This window comes from Dictyoglomus sp. GBS, from assembly GCF_055179815.1.
Genome location: NZ_CM143687.1, coordinates 1,294,295 through 1,312,907, shown reverse-complemented (window position 1 = coordinate 1,312,907; position 18,613 = coordinate 1,294,295). Strand labels below are relative to the sequence as shown.

16 protein-coding genes are annotated in these 18,613 nt (G+C 31.3%); 14 read left to right on the top strand and 2 right to left on the bottom strand.

Annotation, left to right across the window (positions count from 1 at the left end):
* The first annotated feature begins 1 nt into the window (after position 1).
* Positions 2-826, top strand: a complete 825-nt coding sequence (locus ACY3IT_RS06530; protein ID WP_463082156.1) for a DUF4388 domain-containing protein — start codon at positions 2-4, stop codon at positions 824-826.
* The gene (locus ACY3IT_RS06525) at positions 823-2,220 is read left to right on the top strand and encodes an NAD(P)/FAD-dependent oxidoreductase (protein ID WP_463082155.1); all 1,398 of its coding nucleotides are present in this window, start codon (positions 823-825) and stop codon (positions 2,218-2,220) included. The genes ACY3IT_RS06530 and ACY3IT_RS06525 overlap by 4 nt, the downstream gene beginning before the upstream one ends.
* On the opposite strand, the gene ACY3IT_RS06520 is transcribed toward ACY3IT_RS06525, so the two are convergent.
* Entirely contained in the window at positions 2,202-3,722 is a 1,521-nt protein-coding gene (locus ACY3IT_RS06520) for an amidohydrolase (RefSeq protein WP_463082154.1), read from the bottom strand. The two genes, ACY3IT_RS06525 and ACY3IT_RS06520, sit on opposite strands and share 19 nt — an antisense overlap.
* Positions 3,723-3,835: 113 nt before the next feature.
* Here ACY3IT_RS06520 and ACY3IT_RS06515 point away from each other — a divergent pair, with 113 nt between their 5' ends.
* From ACY3IT_RS06515 to hflX, 9 genes are read left to right on the top strand one after another with little or no spacing between them, the layout of a single operon-like run.
* Positions 3,836-4,228, top strand: coding sequence for a Fur family transcriptional regulator (locus ACY3IT_RS06515; RefSeq protein WP_463082153.1), 393 nt, complete (start codon positions 3,836-3,838; stop codon positions 4,226-4,228).
* Positions 4,191-4,682, top strand: a complete 492-nt coding sequence (gene argR, locus ACY3IT_RS06510) for an arginine repressor (protein ID WP_463082152.1) — start codon at positions 4,191-4,193, stop codon at positions 4,680-4,682. The genes ACY3IT_RS06515 and argR overlap by 38 nt, the downstream gene beginning before the upstream one ends.
* The gene (locus ACY3IT_RS06505) at positions 4,683-6,113 is read left to right on the top strand and encodes a histidine kinase N-terminal domain-containing protein (protein WP_463082151.1); all 1,431 of its coding nucleotides are present in this window, start codon (positions 4,683-4,685) and stop codon (positions 6,111-6,113) included. It abuts the gene before it with no gap.
* A 1-nt stretch (position 6,114) separates the two neighbouring features.
* Complete coding sequence (gene miaB, locus ACY3IT_RS06500) at positions 6,115-7,437, top strand: tRNA (N6-isopentenyl adenosine(37)-C2)-methylthiotransferase MiaB (protein WP_463082150.1); 1,323 nt, start codon at positions 6,115-6,117, stop codon at positions 7,435-7,437.
* On the top strand, positions 7,430-10,018 hold the full coding sequence (mutS, locus tag ACY3IT_RS06495) for a DNA mismatch repair protein MutS (protein WP_463082149.1): 2,589 nt from the start codon (positions 7,430-7,432) through the stop codon (positions 10,016-10,018). The genes miaB and mutS overlap by 8 nt, the downstream gene beginning before the upstream one ends.
* The gene (gene mutL / locus ACY3IT_RS06490) at positions 10,006-11,733 is read left to right on the top strand and encodes a DNA mismatch repair endonuclease MutL (protein WP_463082148.1); all 1,728 of its coding nucleotides are present in this window, start codon (positions 10,006-10,008) and stop codon (positions 11,731-11,733) included. The genes mutS and mutL overlap by 13 nt, the downstream gene beginning before the upstream one ends.
* Positions 11,730-12,707 carry a tRNA (adenosine(37)-N6)-dimethylallyltransferase MiaA gene (gene miaA, locus ACY3IT_RS06485; RefSeq protein ID WP_463082147.1) on the top strand — a complete coding sequence of 326 codons (978 nt, stop codon included), beginning with the start codon at positions 11,730-11,732 and terminating at the stop codon, positions 12,705-12,707. The genes mutL and miaA overlap by 4 nt, the downstream gene beginning before the upstream one ends.
* Positions 12,700-13,905 (top strand): LL-diaminopimelate aminotransferase, encoded by a 1,206-nt coding sequence (locus tag ACY3IT_RS06480; RefSeq protein ID WP_463082146.1) that lies wholly within the window; start codon positions 12,700-12,702, stop codon positions 13,903-13,905. Before miaA ends, ACY3IT_RS06480 begins: the two co-directional genes overlap by 8 nt.
* Entirely contained in the window at positions 13,869-15,089 is a 1,221-nt protein-coding gene (hflX, locus tag ACY3IT_RS06475) for a GTPase HflX (RefSeq protein WP_463082145.1), read from the top strand. The genes ACY3IT_RS06480 and hflX overlap by 37 nt, the downstream gene beginning before the upstream one ends.
* Here hflX and ACY3IT_RS06470 read toward each other — a convergent pair.
* Entirely contained in the window at positions 15,078-15,767 is a 690-nt protein-coding gene (locus ACY3IT_RS06470; RefSeq protein WP_463082144.1) for a DUF72 domain-containing protein, read from the bottom strand. The two genes, hflX and ACY3IT_RS06470, sit on opposite strands and share 12 nt — an antisense overlap.
* 197 nt (positions 15,768-15,964) lie before the next feature.
* On the opposite strand from ACY3IT_RS06470, the gene rho reads away from it, so the two are divergent.
* From rho to ACY3IT_RS06455, 3 genes are read left to right on the top strand one after another with little or no spacing between them, the layout of a single operon-like run.
* On the top strand, positions 15,965-17,371 hold the full coding sequence (gene rho, locus ACY3IT_RS06465) for a transcription termination factor Rho (protein ID WP_463082143.1): 1,407 nt from the start codon (positions 15,965-15,967) through the stop codon (positions 17,369-17,371).
* A gap of 6 nt (positions 17,372-17,377) precedes the next feature.
* Positions 17,378-17,884: a GerMN domain-containing protein gene (locus ACY3IT_RS06460; RefSeq protein ID WP_463082142.1), complete on the top strand. Its 507-nt coding sequence runs from the start codon at positions 17,378-17,380 to the stop codon at positions 17,882-17,884.
* Positions 17,885-17,886: 2 nt separating this feature from the next.
* Complete coding sequence (locus ACY3IT_RS06455; RefSeq protein WP_463082141.1) at positions 17,887-18,612, top strand: metallophosphoesterase family protein; 726 nt, start codon at positions 17,887-17,889, stop codon at positions 18,610-18,612.
* Position 18,613: the final 1 nt, after the last annotated feature.

Here is an 18,613-nt window from a genome sequence, read left to right as displayed (position 1 = left end):
TATGCCACTTACTGGTAATTTAAAAGAATTCGATTTAGTCTCTTTGATACAGATACTATCTGGAAAATTTTCTACTGGTAAACTCATCGTTAATAAACCTTTTAAGAAAGGAATTCTTTATTTTAAAGACGGAAGAGTAATCAATGGCGAGGTTGGTAAACTTAAAGGAATGTCGGCTTTCCTTGAGCTATTTACTTGGGATGATGGAAATTTTGAGTTTGTGGAAGAAACAAATATAGATGTTCCTGTTGCTATATCTATGTCTCCTGAAGCTTTAGTTTTAGAAGCAGCAAGAATTATGGATGAGTGGCAAGAAAAAACAAAAAAATTAGGATCCCTTACAGTCGTTCCTTTCTTTCCTAATCCATCTCTTGCTATACCATCAAATGTTCAAATACTTCTTTTAAGAAAAGATCCAGAGAATATGACACCCGAAGAGAAGGAAAGGTTCATTTTATCAAATATAGATGGTAGGAGAGATTTTGCTACAATTGCAAGAATAAGTGGATTAGGCACATTATTGGCTATAGATGTAGTATTAAATAATTTAGAATCAGGGAGGCTTGCATTAAGAGATCTTGTAAATTTGCGGTATGTGGTGCCTGAGAAGGTGGGTAACGTTTCATCTAATGATCCTGCAGTCCAAAAGATGCTGAAGATTATGGATGGAAAGATGAATATGGAAAAAATCCTCTTGGAAATTGAAGAAGAAAGAGGTAAAATTATACCGGAACTTGTAAAATTAGTTAAAGGTGGTAGAGTGAGATTGAAAGAAGGTCTTGAATATCTGCCAAGATTATCACAGGAGAATTTGTATCCAGTATGAAGTATGATGTAATTATAGTTGGTGGCGGACCAGCAGGTATATTCAGTGCCATTTCTTTAGTAAGGGGTAATAAGCCCCTTAAAATTTTGCTGGTAGAAAAAGGAGATATTACCAGTAGAAGGATATGTCCAGCTATTGTAAATAGACAAGGATGTGTTTTATGCCCGAGGTGTAATATTGTATCTGGATGGGGTGGAGCTGGTGCTTTTAGTGATGGTAAACTTACTTTTTCAACTGAGGTTGGTGGTTGGTTAAAGGATTATATTGGCGAGCAAAAGCTAATAAAATTGATGGATGATGTAAACGAAATTTATACCGAATTTGGAGCAGATCAACCTATTGTAAAACCAGATCCTGATAAGTTTGCGTATTTTCATAAAAAAGCAATAGCAGCAGATTTAAGATTAGTCTACTATGCTATTAGACATCTCGGTACTGAAAAGTGTGCACCTATATTACTCAACATGTATGAATATCTAAAGGATAAAATAGATGTTATTTTGAATAGGCAAGTTATTAGAATTATTGTTGAGGAAAATAAAGTTAAGGGTGTAGAATTAGAGGATGGAAAAATTTATTATGCTGATTTTGTGATTGTTGCTCCTGGTAGAGAGGGATCTAAATGGTTTTCTGAAGAAGGTAAAAGAATTGGGCTTTCTTGGGTCATAAATCCTGTAGATATAGGAGTGAGGGTGGAAATTCCTGCAGCAGTTATGAAGGAACTTACAGATGAATTATATGAAGCAAAATTTATATATTACACAAAAACTTTTGATGATAAGGTAAGAACATTTTGTATGAATCCATATGGTGAGGTAGTAATGGAACAAAATGAAGGAATAATCTCGGTAAATGGACATAGTTTTGCTGAAAAGAAAACTGAAAACACAAATTTTGCTATTCTTGTTTCAAAGAATTTTACCGAACCTTTTAAAGACCCAATTGCATATGGTAGAGCAATAGGTAGTCTTGCCAATCTATTAAGTAATGGGGTTATATTACAAAGGTTAGGAGATTTATTAGCGGGAAGAAGATCCACATGGGATAGATTACAAAAAGGAATGGTTGTTCCTACTTTAAAAGATGCAGTTCCAGGAGATCTAAGTTTGGTATTACCTTATAGATATTTAGTGGATATCATTGAGATGATTCAAGCTTTAGATAAAGTTACTCCAGGAGTTTATTCTCGACATACTCTTCTTTACGGTGTAGAGGTTAAGTTTTATTCAGCAAGAGTAAAATTAAGCTCTTCACTTGAAACAGAAATTAAAAATTTATTTGCTATAGGAGATGGTGCAGGAATTACAAGAGGTCTTATGCAAGCATCGGTTTCAGGTTTAGTAGTTGGACAAGAAATTCTTAGGAGGCTTACTTCTTATTCATTAAAATCGTAAGAAGGATTTTTATATACAAATCTTCCTCTACAGATGGTTGCTAAGACTTTTATGTCCAAAATATCTTTTGTGTCTATATCTAACGGATCTCTATCCAATATTACTAAATCAGCAAGTTTATTTTTTTCAATAGAGCCTTTTTCATTATTCAAAAAACCAATGTAAGCACTATTAAAAGTAAACATTTTAATAGCATCTTTTATAGATATACTTTCCTCTCGATTTGGATGATTGACTGCAGAATAAATACCCAAAAATGGATCTATAGGAGTTACTGAACTATCAGATCCACCTCCAGCAATTATATTATTCTCTATAATACTTTTTAATGGTATTATTCTTTTACTTCTCTCTTTTCCTAAAAATTCCTCATATAATTTCCCCTCTCCTCCCCAAAAGTATAAAAAGCTTGGTTGCATAGATAACATTAATTCTGAATCTGCTACCATTTTTATATGTTCATTTTTAGGTAATTCAAAATGTTCTATCCTATGTCTGTGATCTTTTTTAGGGTAATCTTTTAATACCTTCTTATAAGCTTTGAGGAGAAGATCAATTCCTCTGTCTCCTACAGCATGGAAGGCTATTTGTAAGTTTTCGTTATGGGCAGATCTGATAAAGTTTATTAAGGAGTCTAAATCCCAGTATAAGACGCCATAATTTTCGTTATCTACATTATATGGTTCCGACAAAGCTGCAGTCATACTGCTAATAGAACCATCTACAAGAAGACATCCCCCAATTTGATTTAAGCCAAGTTCTTTTACCTTTTTTATAGAGGTTGTTTGGTAATATATGAGTACATCTATTGGAAAATATTGCCTTAATCCCAATAAAAGTTGAGGAATATTGGGAGGGGATGTGTATCCGCCCTCTAAGGCATGTATTGTTGTGACACCTTTTTCTGCTGATTTTTTTAATATCTTTAAAATACCTTTTACCAATAAAGAAGGTTCAATATTTTGATAAACCTTTCCAACCACTATCTGATGATCTCTTCCTGTTAATATTTCGCCTTCTGAGTATGATAAATCTAAGTTTAGAACTTTTTCTCCTATTGTATTTATAATACTTGAATGTGCGTCTTTTCTTATTATTAAAACTGGATGTTTTGGAAAATATTTATCTAAATCTTCTTTTGTAATATTTGTTTTTTCCTCCATATTTTCAGGATCAAATTCCTTTGCAATAATCCATTCACCTTCTGGCATTGAATCTCTTAATGCTTCTAAAGCTTTAATTATTTCCTTTAGAGATGAAAAATTACTTAAATCCAATAAAATATCACTGATAGCAGTGGATGAAAGATGAACATGAGAATCAATAAATCCTGGTAATATATAGCCTTCTTCAAAATTATATATGGGTATATTAGTTTCAGAAGGTAAGGATTCGTTTCCTAAATCTATAATTTTGTTATTTTCTATTAAAATCCAAGAATAAATGTTAAAATAAGGGTCAAATGAATATATTTTTTGAGCTTTAAGAAAATATTTTTTCATATATCTTCCTTATTGATTTTTATTTTGAAATATTATATCACAAAAAATAGATTATTTTGACAAAATAATAATTATAATCTAAACTTTAATATGGAAAGGAGATGAAAAAAGCTATGCAACGAGAAACAAGACAAAGGAAATTAGTCTCGGAGATTTTAATGGAGAGTATGGATCATCCAGATGCTCTTACTGTTTTTAGAAGAGCAGAGGGAAGAGGAGCAAAAATAAGTTTGGGTACTGTTTATAGAACTTTAGAGCTTTTAGTGAATGAGGGTAAGGCTCTAAAATTTTATGATAGAAGTGCAGTCGCCCGATATGATGCAAAGATAGTACCTCATCATCATTTAATTTGTAAGATCTGTGGGAAGGTTGAAGATTGGGAGGGAGAAAATTTAAATAGTGAAATGATTAGGAAAGAAATAGAGAAAAGTACTTCTTTTAAAGATGTAGATTTTCATATGATTATTTATGGTATTTGTGAAGGATGTGCAAAAAGGAGTAGATAATATTTTAAGTAAAAGAGAAAGATTAGAAAAAATCAAAATTATTTTAAAACAAAATTATATAGGTACCCAAAAAGAGTTAATGGAAGCCTTAAAAAAAGAAGGCATTAATGTGGTACAGGCTACTTTATCTCGAGATCTTAAAGAATTAGGAGTCATAAGACAAAATACTGAGTTTGGAAAAAGATATATTATTCCGGAGAATAATTTCAATTTACTATCCTTAAAAGACCTATTCAAAAGGGTCGTGATAAACATTGATTATGCAGAAAATCTTATTTTGGTGAAAACTTTACCTGGTAATGCACAGGCTGTCGCCTTTATGTTAGATAATTTTATGAAAGATTGGGATTATTTTGTAGGTAGTGTAGCAGGAGATGATACGATATTAATAGTTTTGAGAACTAAGGAGAAAATACAAGTAGCATTATCTAAACTTCAAAATTTACAGGAGTAAATGCTTAATAATAAAAAAGATACCATATATCTTTTTGAAGAATTTAAAGACTATTTACCCTATTTATATCTGATTTCTGATTTATTAGGAGCAGATCTTTACTTATATCAACCTATCTGGGATTTATCTGCTGTTGTTTTAATATCGGAGGCTCATCCTAAGGTAGTACCTCCAATTTCTTTGAGGCAAGAAGTGGGAAAGCTTATATTTTTTGAAGATGAGCCAGAGATATTTAAGCTAATATACTCCGATAAATCAAAGATAAGAAAAACTGATATTGTAATAGGAGGATTTCCAGTAGAAGAGGAGTTTTATTCTATTAAAAAATCAGGAAAGATTATAGGAATTCTTAAGATACAGAGAAATCTTTTAATACATAATGAATTTCCTTATAATTCAAGGGTATTCAAAGAAACATCCCATTGGTTAATAAAATCTTTTATTAAGCAAGAACTAAGTTGGAAAGGATATGTGGACCCACTATTAGATAATGAAGGGGTTTTAATCCTTGATAAAGATGGTATAGTGCTTTTTGCTAATATGGCTGGAATGAGACTATTTAGAACTCTTGGAGAAGTGGGAAATATCTTGGGAAAAAAAATTAAAGATCCTTTCTTCTATAAATTCGTAGATGCTTATAAAGAAATGGGTACTGTTAAGGCATATGGGGAAGAACTCTTTGAAGAATATGGCGAAGAAACAAGAAGTTTTTATAAGAGAATACTTCCAGTTTCAAAAGGGGATAATTCTCTATGGAGAATATTTTATTTAATAAAAGAGACAACTGAGCTTCGTCAAAAGGAAAGGGAATTAAATTTTAAATCAGTACTTATCAAGGAAATTCATCATAGGGTAAAAAATAACTTGCAAACTATAGCAAGTCTTTTAAGGATACAAATGAGGCGACTTGACTCTGAGAGTGCCAAGATAGCACTACAAGAAAGTATTAATCGAATAAATAGTATTGCATTAGTACATGAATCTTTATCTAAATTTGAAGAAGATAGAGTTGATATCATAGAGGTGGCTGAAAAATTACTTAATGCATTTAAGCAGACTTATCAGCAGCTTCCTTGTAATTTTAAATTTGAAAAAAACAAAAAAAATATTTTCTTATCATCTAAGAAAGCCACATCAGTAAGTTTAATTATGAATGAGCTGTTACAAAATGCAGTAAAGCATGGCACTTCTGAAGATATAGTTACAGAAATTATCCTTTCCATAAATCAGGATGATAAGTATATAATATTAGAGGTGACAAATACTCTTTTAGATAAAGAAACAAAAAGTTCAGAGCTTCTTTCATCTAAAGGAAGTTTAGGTTTTCAATTGGTTCAAATGTTAGTAGATGAAATTAGAGGTAAAATAGATATTGATAAAGTAGATGATACATTAAAAATTAAGTTGATCTTTTCAAGAGGAGACGAATAATATGCCTAAGTATCATATAATTACCTATGGTTGCCAAATGAACAAATCAGATTCGGAGAAAGTGGCAGGTATACTTGAAAAATTAGGTTTTCTTCCTACTGATAGGGAAGAAGATGCGGATCTTATACTTTTGAATACCTGTTCTGTAAGGGAAAGAGCGGAAGAGAAGGTATTTGGTAAATTGGGAGAACTCAAAAAGTTAAAAAAGAGAAATCCAGAATTAAAAATTGGAGTTTTTGGATGTATGGCTCAAAGGATGAAAGATGAACTTGCAGAAAAATTTTCTCATGTGGATTTTGTTTTAGGAAGTTATAAATTTATAAGACTTCCCGAAATATTAGAAGAACTAAAAGATAATAAAAAAGTTATATTATTTGATGACGAGCCTTATCCAGAGGACCTGGATTGGAAAATTATAAAGAGAGATAGTAAATTTCAAGCTTGGATACCTATTATTTATGGATGTAATAATTTCTGCACGTATTGTATAGTACCTTATCTTAGAGGAAGAGAAAGGAGTAGAAAATTAGAAGATATTGTAGAGGAAGCAAAATATTTGGCGGAACAAGGTGTTGTAGAAGTAACACTTCTTGGACAAAATGTGGATTCTTATGGTAAAGATCTTGGTGATGTTGATTTAGCGGATCTATTGGAAGAGATTCATAAGATCTCTAATATTAAGAGAATAAGATTTCTTACTTCCCATCCAAGAGATGTAACTGATAAGCTCATTAAAAAAGTGGCAAAACTTCCTAAAGTTTGTCCGCATTGGCATCTACCATTACAAGCTGGATCTGATAGGGTTTTGAAAAGAATGGGTAGAGGATATACTTACCAAGAGTATAAGGATTTAATATATAAAATAAGATCTGAAATCAAGGATTCGTCTTTTTCAACCGACATTATAGTAGGATTTCCTGGAGAAACAGAAGAAGATTTTCAAGCTACAAGAAGAGCTTTAGAAGAGCTAAGATTTGATACTGTGAATTTAGCTATTTACTCCCCAAGGCCTGGAACTCCAGCAGCTAATTTTGAAGATCCAATTCCTTTTGAAACCAAAAAGAAATGGTTTGAAGAATTAGAAAATCTTCAAAGAAAGATAATATATGAAAAAAACTTAAGTATGATAGGAAAGGAAGAAGAAGTACTTGCTGAAGAAATTAATCCTAAAAATCCAGAAGAAATAAGCGGTAGGACAAAAAATTTTCGTCTTGTATTTTTCCCAGGTAATAGATCCCTTCTTGGAAAATTATTAGTGGTAAAAATAAAAGAAGCTAGATTATGGTCTCTAAAAGGCGAAGTTGTAAGAGAGGTGAATGATTAAATATTTTATGGAAAATATGACTCCTCTTTATAAACAATATAAGAGTATAAAAGATCAATTTTCAGATGCAATCCTCCTTTTTAGACTTGGAGATTTTTATGAGGCTTTTGAGGACGATGCAAAGATTATATCTCAAGAATTAGATATCGTGCTTACTTCAAAAGAGGTTGGAAAAGGAAAAAGAATTCCAATGGCAGGTGTGCCCTATCATGCTTTAGATAGCTATCTTTCAAAATTGGTACAAAAAAAATACAAGGTTGCAATTTGTGAGCAAGTTGAAAATCCTGCTTTAGCTAAAGGACTTGTAAAAAGGGAAGTAGTAAGAGTTATTACTCCTGGAACTCTTGTTGAGGATACTCTTTTGGAAGATAGAAATAATAATTTTCTATCATCAATCTATATATTAAATAAAGAATATATAGGTATAGCTACTATTGATGTTTCAACTGGAGAATTCTTCGGAACCGAGTGGATGGGTAAAGATGCTGAGGAAATAATCTACTCTGAATTTGTGCGATTAAAACCTAAGGAGATTATTCTACCTTTTTCAGCAAAGGATATTTTGGTGGATATATTAACTGATTTAAAGAGGGATATAGATCCTAAAATTACTCTCGTACCTGAGGAATATTTCGAAGAGGTAGAACATAGTTTGGAATTTTCCGAACCAAAAGAGAATTATCCCTTAGCCTTAAAGGCTTCTTATGGTATTTTAAATTATATAAAAGACGTAATGTTTACGATACCTACTCATATAGATAGGTTAGAGTTTTATAAACCCCATCAATATTTAATCCTTGATAGTACTGCTATAAAGCATTTAGAATTATTAGAAACTGTTAGAGAGGGACAGAGAAGGGGAAGCCTTATATGGGTGATTGATAAAACTTTAACCTCAATGGGAGCAAGACTTCTAAAGAAATGGCTTTTGCAGCCTCTTCTTAATGTCAACATTATCAGAAAAAGACAGGAAGCTATCAAGGAATTATTAGAAAAAGAAGTATTAAGAAGAGAGTTTGAAGAACTATTAAAGAACATACCAGATCTTGAAAGAATAAATTCTCGCGTAAATTATAATACTGCTACTCCGAAGGAACTTATATATCTCATGCAAGCTTTATCCTTCTTGCCTTCCTTAAGAAAGGTCTTTGAGAAAGTAGAATCTTCAAAATTAATTGAGTTAAAGGAAAATATACCAAATTTGGAACCTCTTTATGAGGAGTTAAATAGAGCTTTAGTTGATTCTCCTCCATCCCATATAAAAGAAGGTGGCTTTATTAGAGATGGTTATAATGAGGAGCTTGATGAGTTAAGAGCACTTCTTAGAGATAGTAAGAATTGGCTTATTGATCTTGAGAATAGGGAGAGAGAAAGAACAGGTATAAAGTCTCTCAAAATTGGATTTAATCAGGTTTTTGGATATTACATAGAGGTTACTAAGGCAAACTTGAACCTTGTTCCACCCGAATATATAAGAAAACAGACATTAGTAAATGCAGAAAGATTTATTACACCCGAGCTAAAAGAATGGGAAAATAAGATTCTCCATGCTGAAGAAAATATTAAAAGAATAGAAGAAAATTTATTCCAAGAGTTGAGAAAAAAAGTTGTAGAAAGGTCTAAGGATATAGAAACTTTTGCTCAGGTTGTTGCAGAATTGGATGTCTATATATCTCTCGCTAAAACTGCTAAAGATTATGGATATGTTTGTCCACAAGTTACAAATGATTATGAAATAATAATAAGACAGGGTAGACATCCTGTAATTGAAAGAATGTTACCTCCTGGTACCTTTGTTCCCAACGATACCTATTTAAGTAAGGATAAATTTATAAAACTTATTACGGGACCAAATATGGCAGGTAAATCAACATATATAAGGCAAGTTGCTCTTATTGTTATTCTTGCTCAAATGGGGTCCTTTATTCCAGCTGAGGAGGCAAAAATAGGGGTTGTAGATAGGATATTTACAAGAATTGGAGCATGGGATGATATCTCATCTGGCGAAAGTACATTTTTGGTAGAGATGAAAGAAGTTGGAAATATACTTTCTCATGCTACAGAGAGAAGTCTACTTATTTTGGATGAGGTAGGAAGGGGAACTAGTACCTATGACGGAATAAGTATTGCGTGGGCGGTGTTAGAATATATCCATAATAAACTTAAGGCCAAAACCCTATTTGCAACCCATTATCACGAGCTTACTGAACTTGAAAAAGAGCTTAAGAATCTGCAAAATTTAAGTGTTGCTGTGCAAGAAAGAGGGAAGGATATAATATTTCTTCATAAAATAGTTGAAAAACCAGCAGATAAAAGTTATGGAATATATGTAGCCCAACTTGCCGAATTACCAAAAGAGGTAATTGAAAGAGCTGAGAAAATACTCGTAGAATTGGAAAAGGGGAGAGAAATTCAAAAGAAAGAAATTATTCAACTCCCACTTTTTTCAGAGGTTACAGATATGCGATTTGAGAAATTAAAAAAGGAGATATTATCTCTTAATACTAACGAATTAACACCTATTCAGGCCCTTTTAAAAATCCATGAGTGGAAGGAAATTATAAAAGAATGGGAAAAGTAATAATACTTCCGGAAGAGATTAGAAATAAAATAGCAGCAGGAGAAGTTGTAGAAAGGCCAGTTTCTGTAGTTAAGGAACTGGTGGAAAATTCAATAGATGCAGGAGCAAAGAGAATAATAATTGAAATTATTAATGCAGGAGAAAATTTAATTTCAGTTACCGATAATGGAGAAGGTATGTCTAAGGATGATGCTATTCTTGCACTTAATAGGTTTGCTACTTCAAAAATAAAAAAAATTGATGATCTATTTAAGATAAAAACATTAGGTTTTAGGGGGGAGGCATTAGCAAGTATAGCCAGTGTTTCAAGAATGGAAATAAGAACAAAGACTGAAAAAGATAAGGGGGTTTTTATAAGAGTAGAAGGTGGAAATATGTTGGATGTATTACCATGGGAAGGAAGTGTGGGAACAAGTATTAGGGTTAAAGATCTTTTTTATAATGTGCCAGCAAGAAAGAAATTTTTAAAGACTAAGATCACAGAAAGTAATCTTATAGTAGATTTTGTAAAAAAGATTGCATTGGCTTATCCTGATATATCTTTTCAGTATATTGATGATGGAAAGACTAAATTTACCACTTTAGGGAGTGGAAAAATAGAGGATGTAATAATTGAAGTGTTTAAAAATATAAATTTGGATGATTTTATAGAATTTGAGAATACACATGGTGATTATTCTATTTGGGGATTACTAAGTAAACCTGGGAAGTTAGTTTCCATAAAGCCTCAAGATTTCTTTTATGTTAACAAAAGATGGGTAAGGAATCTTAGTATTTTTCAAGCACTAAAGGAAGGATATAAAGGCAGAATATTGGAGGGTTATTATCCTTTTGCAATTTTATTTTTAAAGGTACCTTATGATGAAGTAGATGTAAACGTACATCCCACAAAAAGGGAAGTAAAATTTGAAAAGGAAAAAGAGATTTTTAGTTTTATAGAAAATTCTATAAGAAAGGCTTTAGAGAATTATGAAAAGACATTTAGAAGAGTGGACTTAGATCAGAACATAAAAGTTAATGGGGAAAATTATGAAACTGATAAAAAAATTATCCAAGAAAATATTCAATTACCCTTAACATCAATTGAGAAGACTTATATTTCTGAAAAGACCGAGAAATACTTACCCAAAACCAAAAAAAGTTTTAGTTTTAGAATAGTTGGACAGATATTTAATAATTATGTAATAGTAGAAACTGGAGATAAGGTATTTATCATAGATCAACATGCTGCCCATGAAAGGATTAGATATGAAAGGTTAAAAGAAGAATTAAATTTAGGTCTTCTTCAAAATGTAGAGATTATTTTACCTATTATAATTGATGTTTCCTTAGAAGAAAAAAAGCAGTTAGAAGAAAAAAGAGAAATTTTAGAAAAATTTGCTTTTTCATGGGAAGATTTTGGCCCTAATAGGATAAGGCTTATAAAGGTACCATATGAGTTTTTGAATTTTGAGTCTGTATCCATTGAAAGTCTTTTTAAAGAAATAATTTCTGAGATAAATGAAAAAGATTTAGAAGTTTTAGAAGATAAAATTGTAAAAAGTATGGCTTGTCATGGAGCTATAAGAAGTGGGGATATTTTAATAAAGGAGGAGATGGAAGCTCTTATACAAATGGTTTTTGATAATCAAATCCCTATTACATGTCCTCATGGAAGACCTTATATATGGGAAATAAAAAAAGAAGAGTTAGAGAAATACTTTCATAGAAAATGAAGATACCAATTGCAGTCATTTTGGGTCCAACAGGTACAGGTAAAACGGCACTTTCTCTTGAACTTGCTAATCTTCTTCCAATAGAAATTATATCTGTTGATTCTATGCAAGTTTATAAAGATATGGACATTGGTACCGCAAAGCCTTCTGAAGAGGATAGGAAAAAAGTACCTCATCATATGATAGATATTGTTTCTCCTGATTATCCCTTTACAGTGGCAGAGTTTAAAGAAAGGGTAGAAAAAATTATACCAGAAATATATGAAAGAGGTAGATATCCTCTACTTGTAGGTGGTACTCCCCTTTACTATAAAGTCTTATTTGGTGAATTTCATATTCCCCATGTTCCACCCGATTATAAGTTTAGAGAAGAAATGAAAAAAAGAATAGAGAAGGAAGGTATTGGAAAGATATATGAAGAATTGAAAAAAGTTGATCCTAAAACAGCATCTAAAATCCATTTTAATGATTATAAAAGGATTATTAGAGCATTAGAAGTTTACTATAAGGTAGGAAAACCTATCAGTGAGTTAGCTGGTACTAAAATTGAAGATAAATATTTAGTTTCAAAAGTTGGACTTTTTTTACCAAAAGAATTACATTATGAGATTCTTGATAAAAGGGTTGATAGGATGATAGAAATGGGTTTAGTTGATGAGGTTAGAAGGCTTTACGAAAATGGAATAGATGAAGATAAGGTTTCAATGCAAGGTATAGGTTATAAAGAAATATTACAGTATATAAAAGGAAAGATAAGTTTGGATGAAAGTATAAAATTAATTAAGAAAAGAACAAGAATATTTGTAAAAAGACAGTATACATGGTTTAAAAAGGACAAAAATATTCATTGGTTTGATGTTTCTTTATATGATCTTCACCAATTGGCAATATTAGTTTATAATACCATAATCAAAGATTGGGAATTATTAGGATATAAATTCAAAGAAAGGGAAGGTGAAAGTTTTAATGATTAAAAAGGCTAAAAGAATAGAGAGTTTACCCCCTTATCTTTTTGCAAGAATTGATCAATTAAAAGAAGAGGCAATAAAAAGAGGTATAGATATAATAAGTTTAGGAATAGGAGATCCAGATCAACCTACTCCAATGCCAGTAATTCAGAAATTATGTGAAGAAGCATTAAATCCTGCAAATCATAGGTATCCATCTTATGAAGGAATGTTAGAATTTAGAAAGGCAGTAGCAGATTGGTATAAGTATAGGTTTAATGTAGACCTAGATCCTAAAAAAGAAGTTTTAACTCTTATTGGTTCAAAAGAAGGATTAGTGCATATTATTTGGGGACTTGTGGATAAGGAAGATATAGTTTTATGTCCTGATCCAGGATATCCAGTTTATAAAATAGCAACACTTCTTGCAGAAGGTATCCCTTATCCCATACCTTTAAAGAAAGAAAATAAATTCCTTCCTAAATGGGAGGATATTCCATCGGATATAGCTAAAAAGAGTAAAGTAATGTTTCTTAACTATCCAAGTAATCCAACAGGGGCTGTGATAGATAAGCATGGCTTAGAAGAAGCTGTATCATTTGCAAGAGAAAATGATATAGTGATTTTATACGATAATGCTTATTCAGAGATAACCTTTGATGGGTTTATTGCTCCAAGTATTTTAGAAGTTAAAGGAGCAAAAGATATAGCTTTAGAGTTTGGTTCGTTTTCTAAGACTTTTAATATGACTGGTTGGCGTATTGGTTATGCTGTAGGAAATAGTGATCTAATATCTATTCTTTCTACTGTTAAAACCAATGTGGACTCAGGAGTTTTTCAGGCTATTCAATATGCAGGGATAGAGGCTTTATATAATCTTAGGGATTTTCCAAAGGAAAGTAGTAAGATTTATCAAAATAGAAGAGATATGGTATTAGATGCTTTCAAAGATTTAGGAGTTGAAATTCTTCCTCCTAAGGGAACTTTTTATGTGTGGGTACCAGTGCCCGAAGGTTTTACGTCTACTGATTTTGCTGCCTTTTTATTAGAAGAAATAGGAGTATTAGTAGTACCTGGAATTGGATATGGAGATTATGGAGAAGGTTATATAAGGATTTCTACTACTGTAGAGGAGAATAAACTTAAAGAAGCTTTAAGAAGGATAAAGGAATTTTTCAGTAAGGGGGATTGGAAATCGAAAAAGCCATCCTTGTTGCTAAAATAGAAAATTTAGATGATTTAGAAGAATTAAAACTATTAGCAAAAACTGCAGGGGTATTAGTAAAGGATGTTTTAGTTTTTAGAGGTGAACCAGATCCTTCCTCATTTTTAAGAATTGGAAAATTAAATGAGCTGAAGGATCTGGTTCTTAGAAATCAAATTGATGTGGTAATTTTTAATAATGAACTTACTCCTGTACAACTGAGAAATATAGAGAGAGAAATACCAGTTAAGATTGTAGATAGAACCATGCTTATTTTAGATATTTTTACGCAACACGCTATGACGAAGGAAGGTAAGATTCAAGTTGAGCTTGCCCAACTTCAATATCTTCTACCAAGGCTTGTGGGAAGAGGAGAAGCTCTTTCCAGATTAGGAGGAGGAATTGGTACTCGAGGACCTGGTGAAACAAAGTTAGAGATAGATAGAAGAAAAATTAGAAGAAGAGTTCATACCTTGAAGAATGAATTAGAAGAGTTAAGGAAAGAAAGGGAAGTACAAAGGAAAAAAAGATTAGATATTCCGCAAATTGCTCTTGTAGGTTATACAAATGCTGGAAAATCAACTTTGTTTAATGTACTTACAGGAGAGAATGCTAAGGCAGAAGATCTACTTTTTGCAACTTTGGATCCAATGGTAAGAAGGGTGAAATTTGAGAATGGTTGGGAATTTCTAATTTCAGATACAGTTGGCTTTATTAGAAATCTTCCCGAAGAGTTGCTTACAGCTTTTAGAGCAACATTAGAAGAGATATATTATGTAGATGTTATATTACATGTCATTGATGTATCTAACAAAAATTTTGAGATGCATATAGAAACTGTTGAATCTTTATTAGAAGAAATGGGAATTGAAGATAAACCTATAATAAGGGTATATAATAAAATTGATTTGTTAACTAAAGCTGAGTTAGCTTATCTGAGAAAAGAGTTATTTTATAGGCCTTCGGTTTTTATCTCAGCTTATCATAAAATAGGAATTAAGAAATTAAAAGGTGCAATTGTAAAAGAATTGCTAAAAGGTGTTAGAACATATAAATTTAAAATACCATATGAGAGATGGGGTACATTTCAAAAAATTAAAAGTAGAATTTATATCGAAGAAGAAAAATATCAGGATAATTTTGTAGAGATTAAAGCAAAGGTTCCAAAAGAGTACAAGAAGGTTTTGGATTCTTTAAGACTTTAAGAGTTCCCACATAGTGATTCCATTTTCTAACATATAATCATTATTAAAGAATAAATATATTTTTTTAGAATTTAATTTTTTGACTTCTTCAGCGTATTTTATAATTTCACTGTCTTTGTAATAATATGAATACCATTTTTCTTTTCCATGAAACCTCATATATACTTGAGAGTATAAATTTAGTATCATTTTATCTGGTAATTTAGGAGCACTTACTGACACTATAGTTATTCCATAGTTTTTTATTATATTAATAATCTTGTCATCAAACCATTCTATATTTCTTGGTTCAAAGGCGAACCTCTCTTTTAATTTGGTAAAATCATAAAATTTAATAATTTTTTCTAAATAGTTTATTTTTATACTTGGAGGAATTTGAAAAAGATAAAAATCAATAAAGGGATCTAAATCTAAGAAAACTTCATAAAATTTATTCCATTCTTCCATTGCTTTATCGTTAAATCTATGTAGGTGGGTGATTGAACGATTCACTTTGATGACAAATCTTAATTTCTCTGCAAAGGACAACCATTTTTTAGTTGTTTGTTTTTTAGGAATATGATAAAAGGTACTATTAACTTCTATAGCATTGAAAGGAGTATTTTCAATGTACCAATCTAAGCTTCTTTTTGGATTCCAACTATAATTCCATCCCGATGTTCCAATATAAATATCCACTTTTATTTACCCCTTAAATATTATATAATAGAATCATAAAAAATTATAAATTTTTAAAATTTTGTGTTTCCTTTGTTGACTATTTTTTACTTTTGTTCTATACTACCATGAACTTTCAAGAATGTACCTTATCTATTTTATTACTTGTATTTTTTTACATCCATAAAAAAATTTCCTTACAAGAGGAGGTTTGAGGAATGCCTTATGAGGATTTAGCAATAAAAACAAGAGCAGAATTAGCAGAAATAGCAAGAGAATTGAAAATCCCTGGGTACTATCGTATGACAAAAGAAGAAATGATAGAAGCAATAAGTAGGAAATTAGAAGAGGGGGGAGAAATTTTAATTGAGGAAAAAGGTGAAGAGATGAAAACCAAAGTAGAGCCAGATGTTTTAATTGAAAGTAAAGGAGAGACGGAGATAAAGATCGAGGAAAAGCAAGAACAAAAGGATAAGGTTATTATTGATGGTTTTGAATGTGTTTTTAGAGAGGGTTATTTAGAGATTCAGGAAGAGGGATATGGTTTTATAAGGAAAAACTTTAAGCCAAGTGATGAAGATGTATATATATCTGCATCCCAAATTAAAAAATTTGGACTTAGGTATGGTGATTTAATTGGAGGAATGGTAAGACCACCAAAAGAGAATGAGAGATGGTATGCTATATTAAGGATAGATACGGTTAATGGAAGAGACTTAATGCATTCTCGCCAAAGGCCCAAATTTGATGATCTTATTCCGTACCATCCTACAGAAAGACTAAAATTAGAAACAACCCCAGAAGAAGTAGACACAAGACTCATTGATCTTTTAGCTCCTATTGGAAAGGGACAAAGAGGTTTAATTGTTTCTCCACCAAAAGCTGGTAAAACAACTCTTTTAAAGAAAATAGCAAATGGAATTTCTGCTAATCATAAAGAAGTTAAATTATTTATTCTACTAATTGATGAGAGACCTGAAGAGGTAACCGATTTTAGAAGATCTGTTCAAGGTGAAGTAATTGGATCTACTTTTGATGAACCACCAGAAAGGCATATACAAGTTGCTAAGTTAGTTCTTGAAAGAGCAAAAAGATTGGTGGAATATGGTGAACATGTGGTTATTCTCTTAGATAGTATAACAAGGCTTGCCAGGGCATATAACTGGGCAGTACCATCAAGTGGTAGAACTCTTTCAGGTGGAGTTGAGCTTGCAGCTTTACATCATGCTAAAGAATTTTTTGGGGCTGCCCGAAATATAGAGGGTGGAGGAAGCTTGACTATTCTTGCTACAGCTCTTATTGAGACTGGTAGTCGTATGGATGATGTAATTTTTGAGGAATTTAAAGGTACTGGAAATATGGAGCTTGTTTTAGACAGAAAATTGGCAGATAGAAGAATATTCCCAGCTATAAGTATTTCAAGATCTGGTACAAGAAAAGAAGAACTTTTATATCCTGAGGATCAGTTAAAGAAAATCTGGTTCTTGAGAAGAACTTTGATAGGGCAAGAAGAGGGAGAAGCTATTGAGGGTTTAAAGAGAATGTTAAGAGAAACAAGAAATAATGAGGAATTTCTGAAATTTATTGATGGGATTATAAAGAAAGGAAATACTGTAAGAAGGTAGGTTAAGGTGAGAAAAATAATATTAATTATTTTATTTATATCTCTAATAATAGTGACTTTGGCTTTTCTTCTTACTAAAGAAGATATTTCTATAAGGTTATATATTTACAATCCTCAAAAACAGGCCTTAGAAAGCAAGGATATAAATATTAAGTTAACCAGACTTGAAAAATATTTTATAAAGGAAAAAATATATAAAGAAGCAATCAATAATCTTATTTCTTATTCTGACAATAATATATATCATCTACCTATACCAAAAGGGACAAAAATCCTTAATATATCTGTCAAAAACAATATAGCTTATATAGATTTTTCCGATGAATTAAGGAAGAACCATCCTGGTGGTAGTTTGGGAGAGATGTTAACTGTTTATAGCATTGTAGATACGCTTACAGAATTTCCAGAAATTAAAAAGGTTCAAATTTTAATAAGTGGTGCTGTGGTAGAGACCTTAGTGGGACATATGGATTTAACCTCTCCTTTAGAAAGAGATCTTTCATTGGTTAAATAAAAATGAAAATTGGGATTATTTCAGATATTCATGCTAATTTGCCTGCATTAGAAAAGGTCTACAGTGAACTTGAGAAAGAAGTAGATGAGATATATTTTTTGGGAGACATAGTAGGCTATGGCCCATATCCTAATGAGTGTATGGAATATCTGAATAAATTTGGTTATTCTGTATTAGGTAATCATGATGCTGCAGTAGTTGATTTGAGAACCTATGATGATTTTAATCCTTATGCTCAATTTGCAATAGATTGGACTAAAGAAAGATTAAGTTGGGAGAATATTGAAAAATTGAAAAAGCTTCCTCTTATTATTGAAAATAATAATTTTTGTTTAGTTCATGGAAGCATCAGAGAACCTCTTGATGAATATTTAATAAATTATTATTCAGTATTGGCCAATTTTGAGATTATGGATGAGAATATTTGTTTCTTTGGACATTCTCATTTAGCTGGGGTTTTTGTATATTCGGATAAAGAAATATACTATGTAAATTTTAGCGAAGGAGGAGAATTAAAGTTACAGAAAAATAGTAAATATTTAATAAATCCTGGTAGTGTAGGTCAACCTCGAGATGGTAATTGGAAAGCAAGCTTTGTTATATATGATGTTGATAAAAAGATTTTAAAATTTAAGAGAGTTGAATATGATGTAGGAAAAATACAAAATTATATGAAACTTTTGGGTTTTCCTAAACAGCTTTGGGAAAGGCTCCAATATGGGAGGTGAT

Coding starts and splice junctions, on each gene's coding strand:
- ACY3IT_RS06530 (WP_463082156.1), top strand. CDS start 2: ATGCCACTTACTGGTAATTTAAAAGAATTCGATTTAGTCTCTTTGATA.
- ACY3IT_RS06525 (WP_463082155.1), top strand. CDS start 823: ATGAAGTATGATGTAATTATAGTTGGTGGCGGACCAGCAGGTATATTC.
- ACY3IT_RS06520 (WP_463082154.1), bottom strand. CDS start 3,722: ATGAAAAAATATTTTCTTAAAGCTCAAAAAATATATTCATTTGACCCT.
- ACY3IT_RS06515 (WP_463082153.1), top strand. CDS start 3,836: ATGCAACGAGAAACAAGACAAAGGAAATTAGTCTCGGAGATTTTAATG.
- argR (WP_463082152.1), top strand. CDS start 4,191: ATGGTATTTGTGAAGGATGTGCAAAAAGGAGTAGATAATATTTTAAGT.
- ACY3IT_RS06505 (WP_463082151.1), top strand. CDS start 4,683: ATGCTTAATAATAAAAAAGATACCATATATCTTTTTGAAGAATTTAAA.
- miaB (WP_463082150.1), top strand. CDS start 6,115: ATGCCTAAGTATCATATAATTACCTATGGTTGCCAAATGAACAAATCA.
- mutS (WP_463082149.1), top strand. CDS start 7,430: ATGATTAAATATTTTATGGAAAATATGACTCCTCTTTATAAACAATAT.
- mutL (WP_463082148.1), top strand. CDS start 10,006: ATGGGAAAAGTAATAATACTTCCGGAAGAGATTAGAAATAAAATAGCA.
- miaA (WP_463082147.1), top strand. CDS start 11,730: ATGAAGATACCAATTGCAGTCATTTTGGGTCCAACAGGTACAGGTAAA.
- ACY3IT_RS06480 (WP_463082146.1), top strand. CDS start 12,700: ATGATTAAAAAGGCTAAAAGAATAGAGAGTTTACCCCCTTATCTTTTT.
- rho (WP_463082143.1), top strand. CDS start 15,965: ATGCCTTATGAGGATTTAGCAATAAAAACAAGAGCAGAATTAGCAGAA.
- ACY3IT_RS06455 (WP_463082141.1), top strand. CDS start 17,887: ATGAAAATTGGGATTATTTCAGATATTCATGCTAATTTGCCTGCATTA.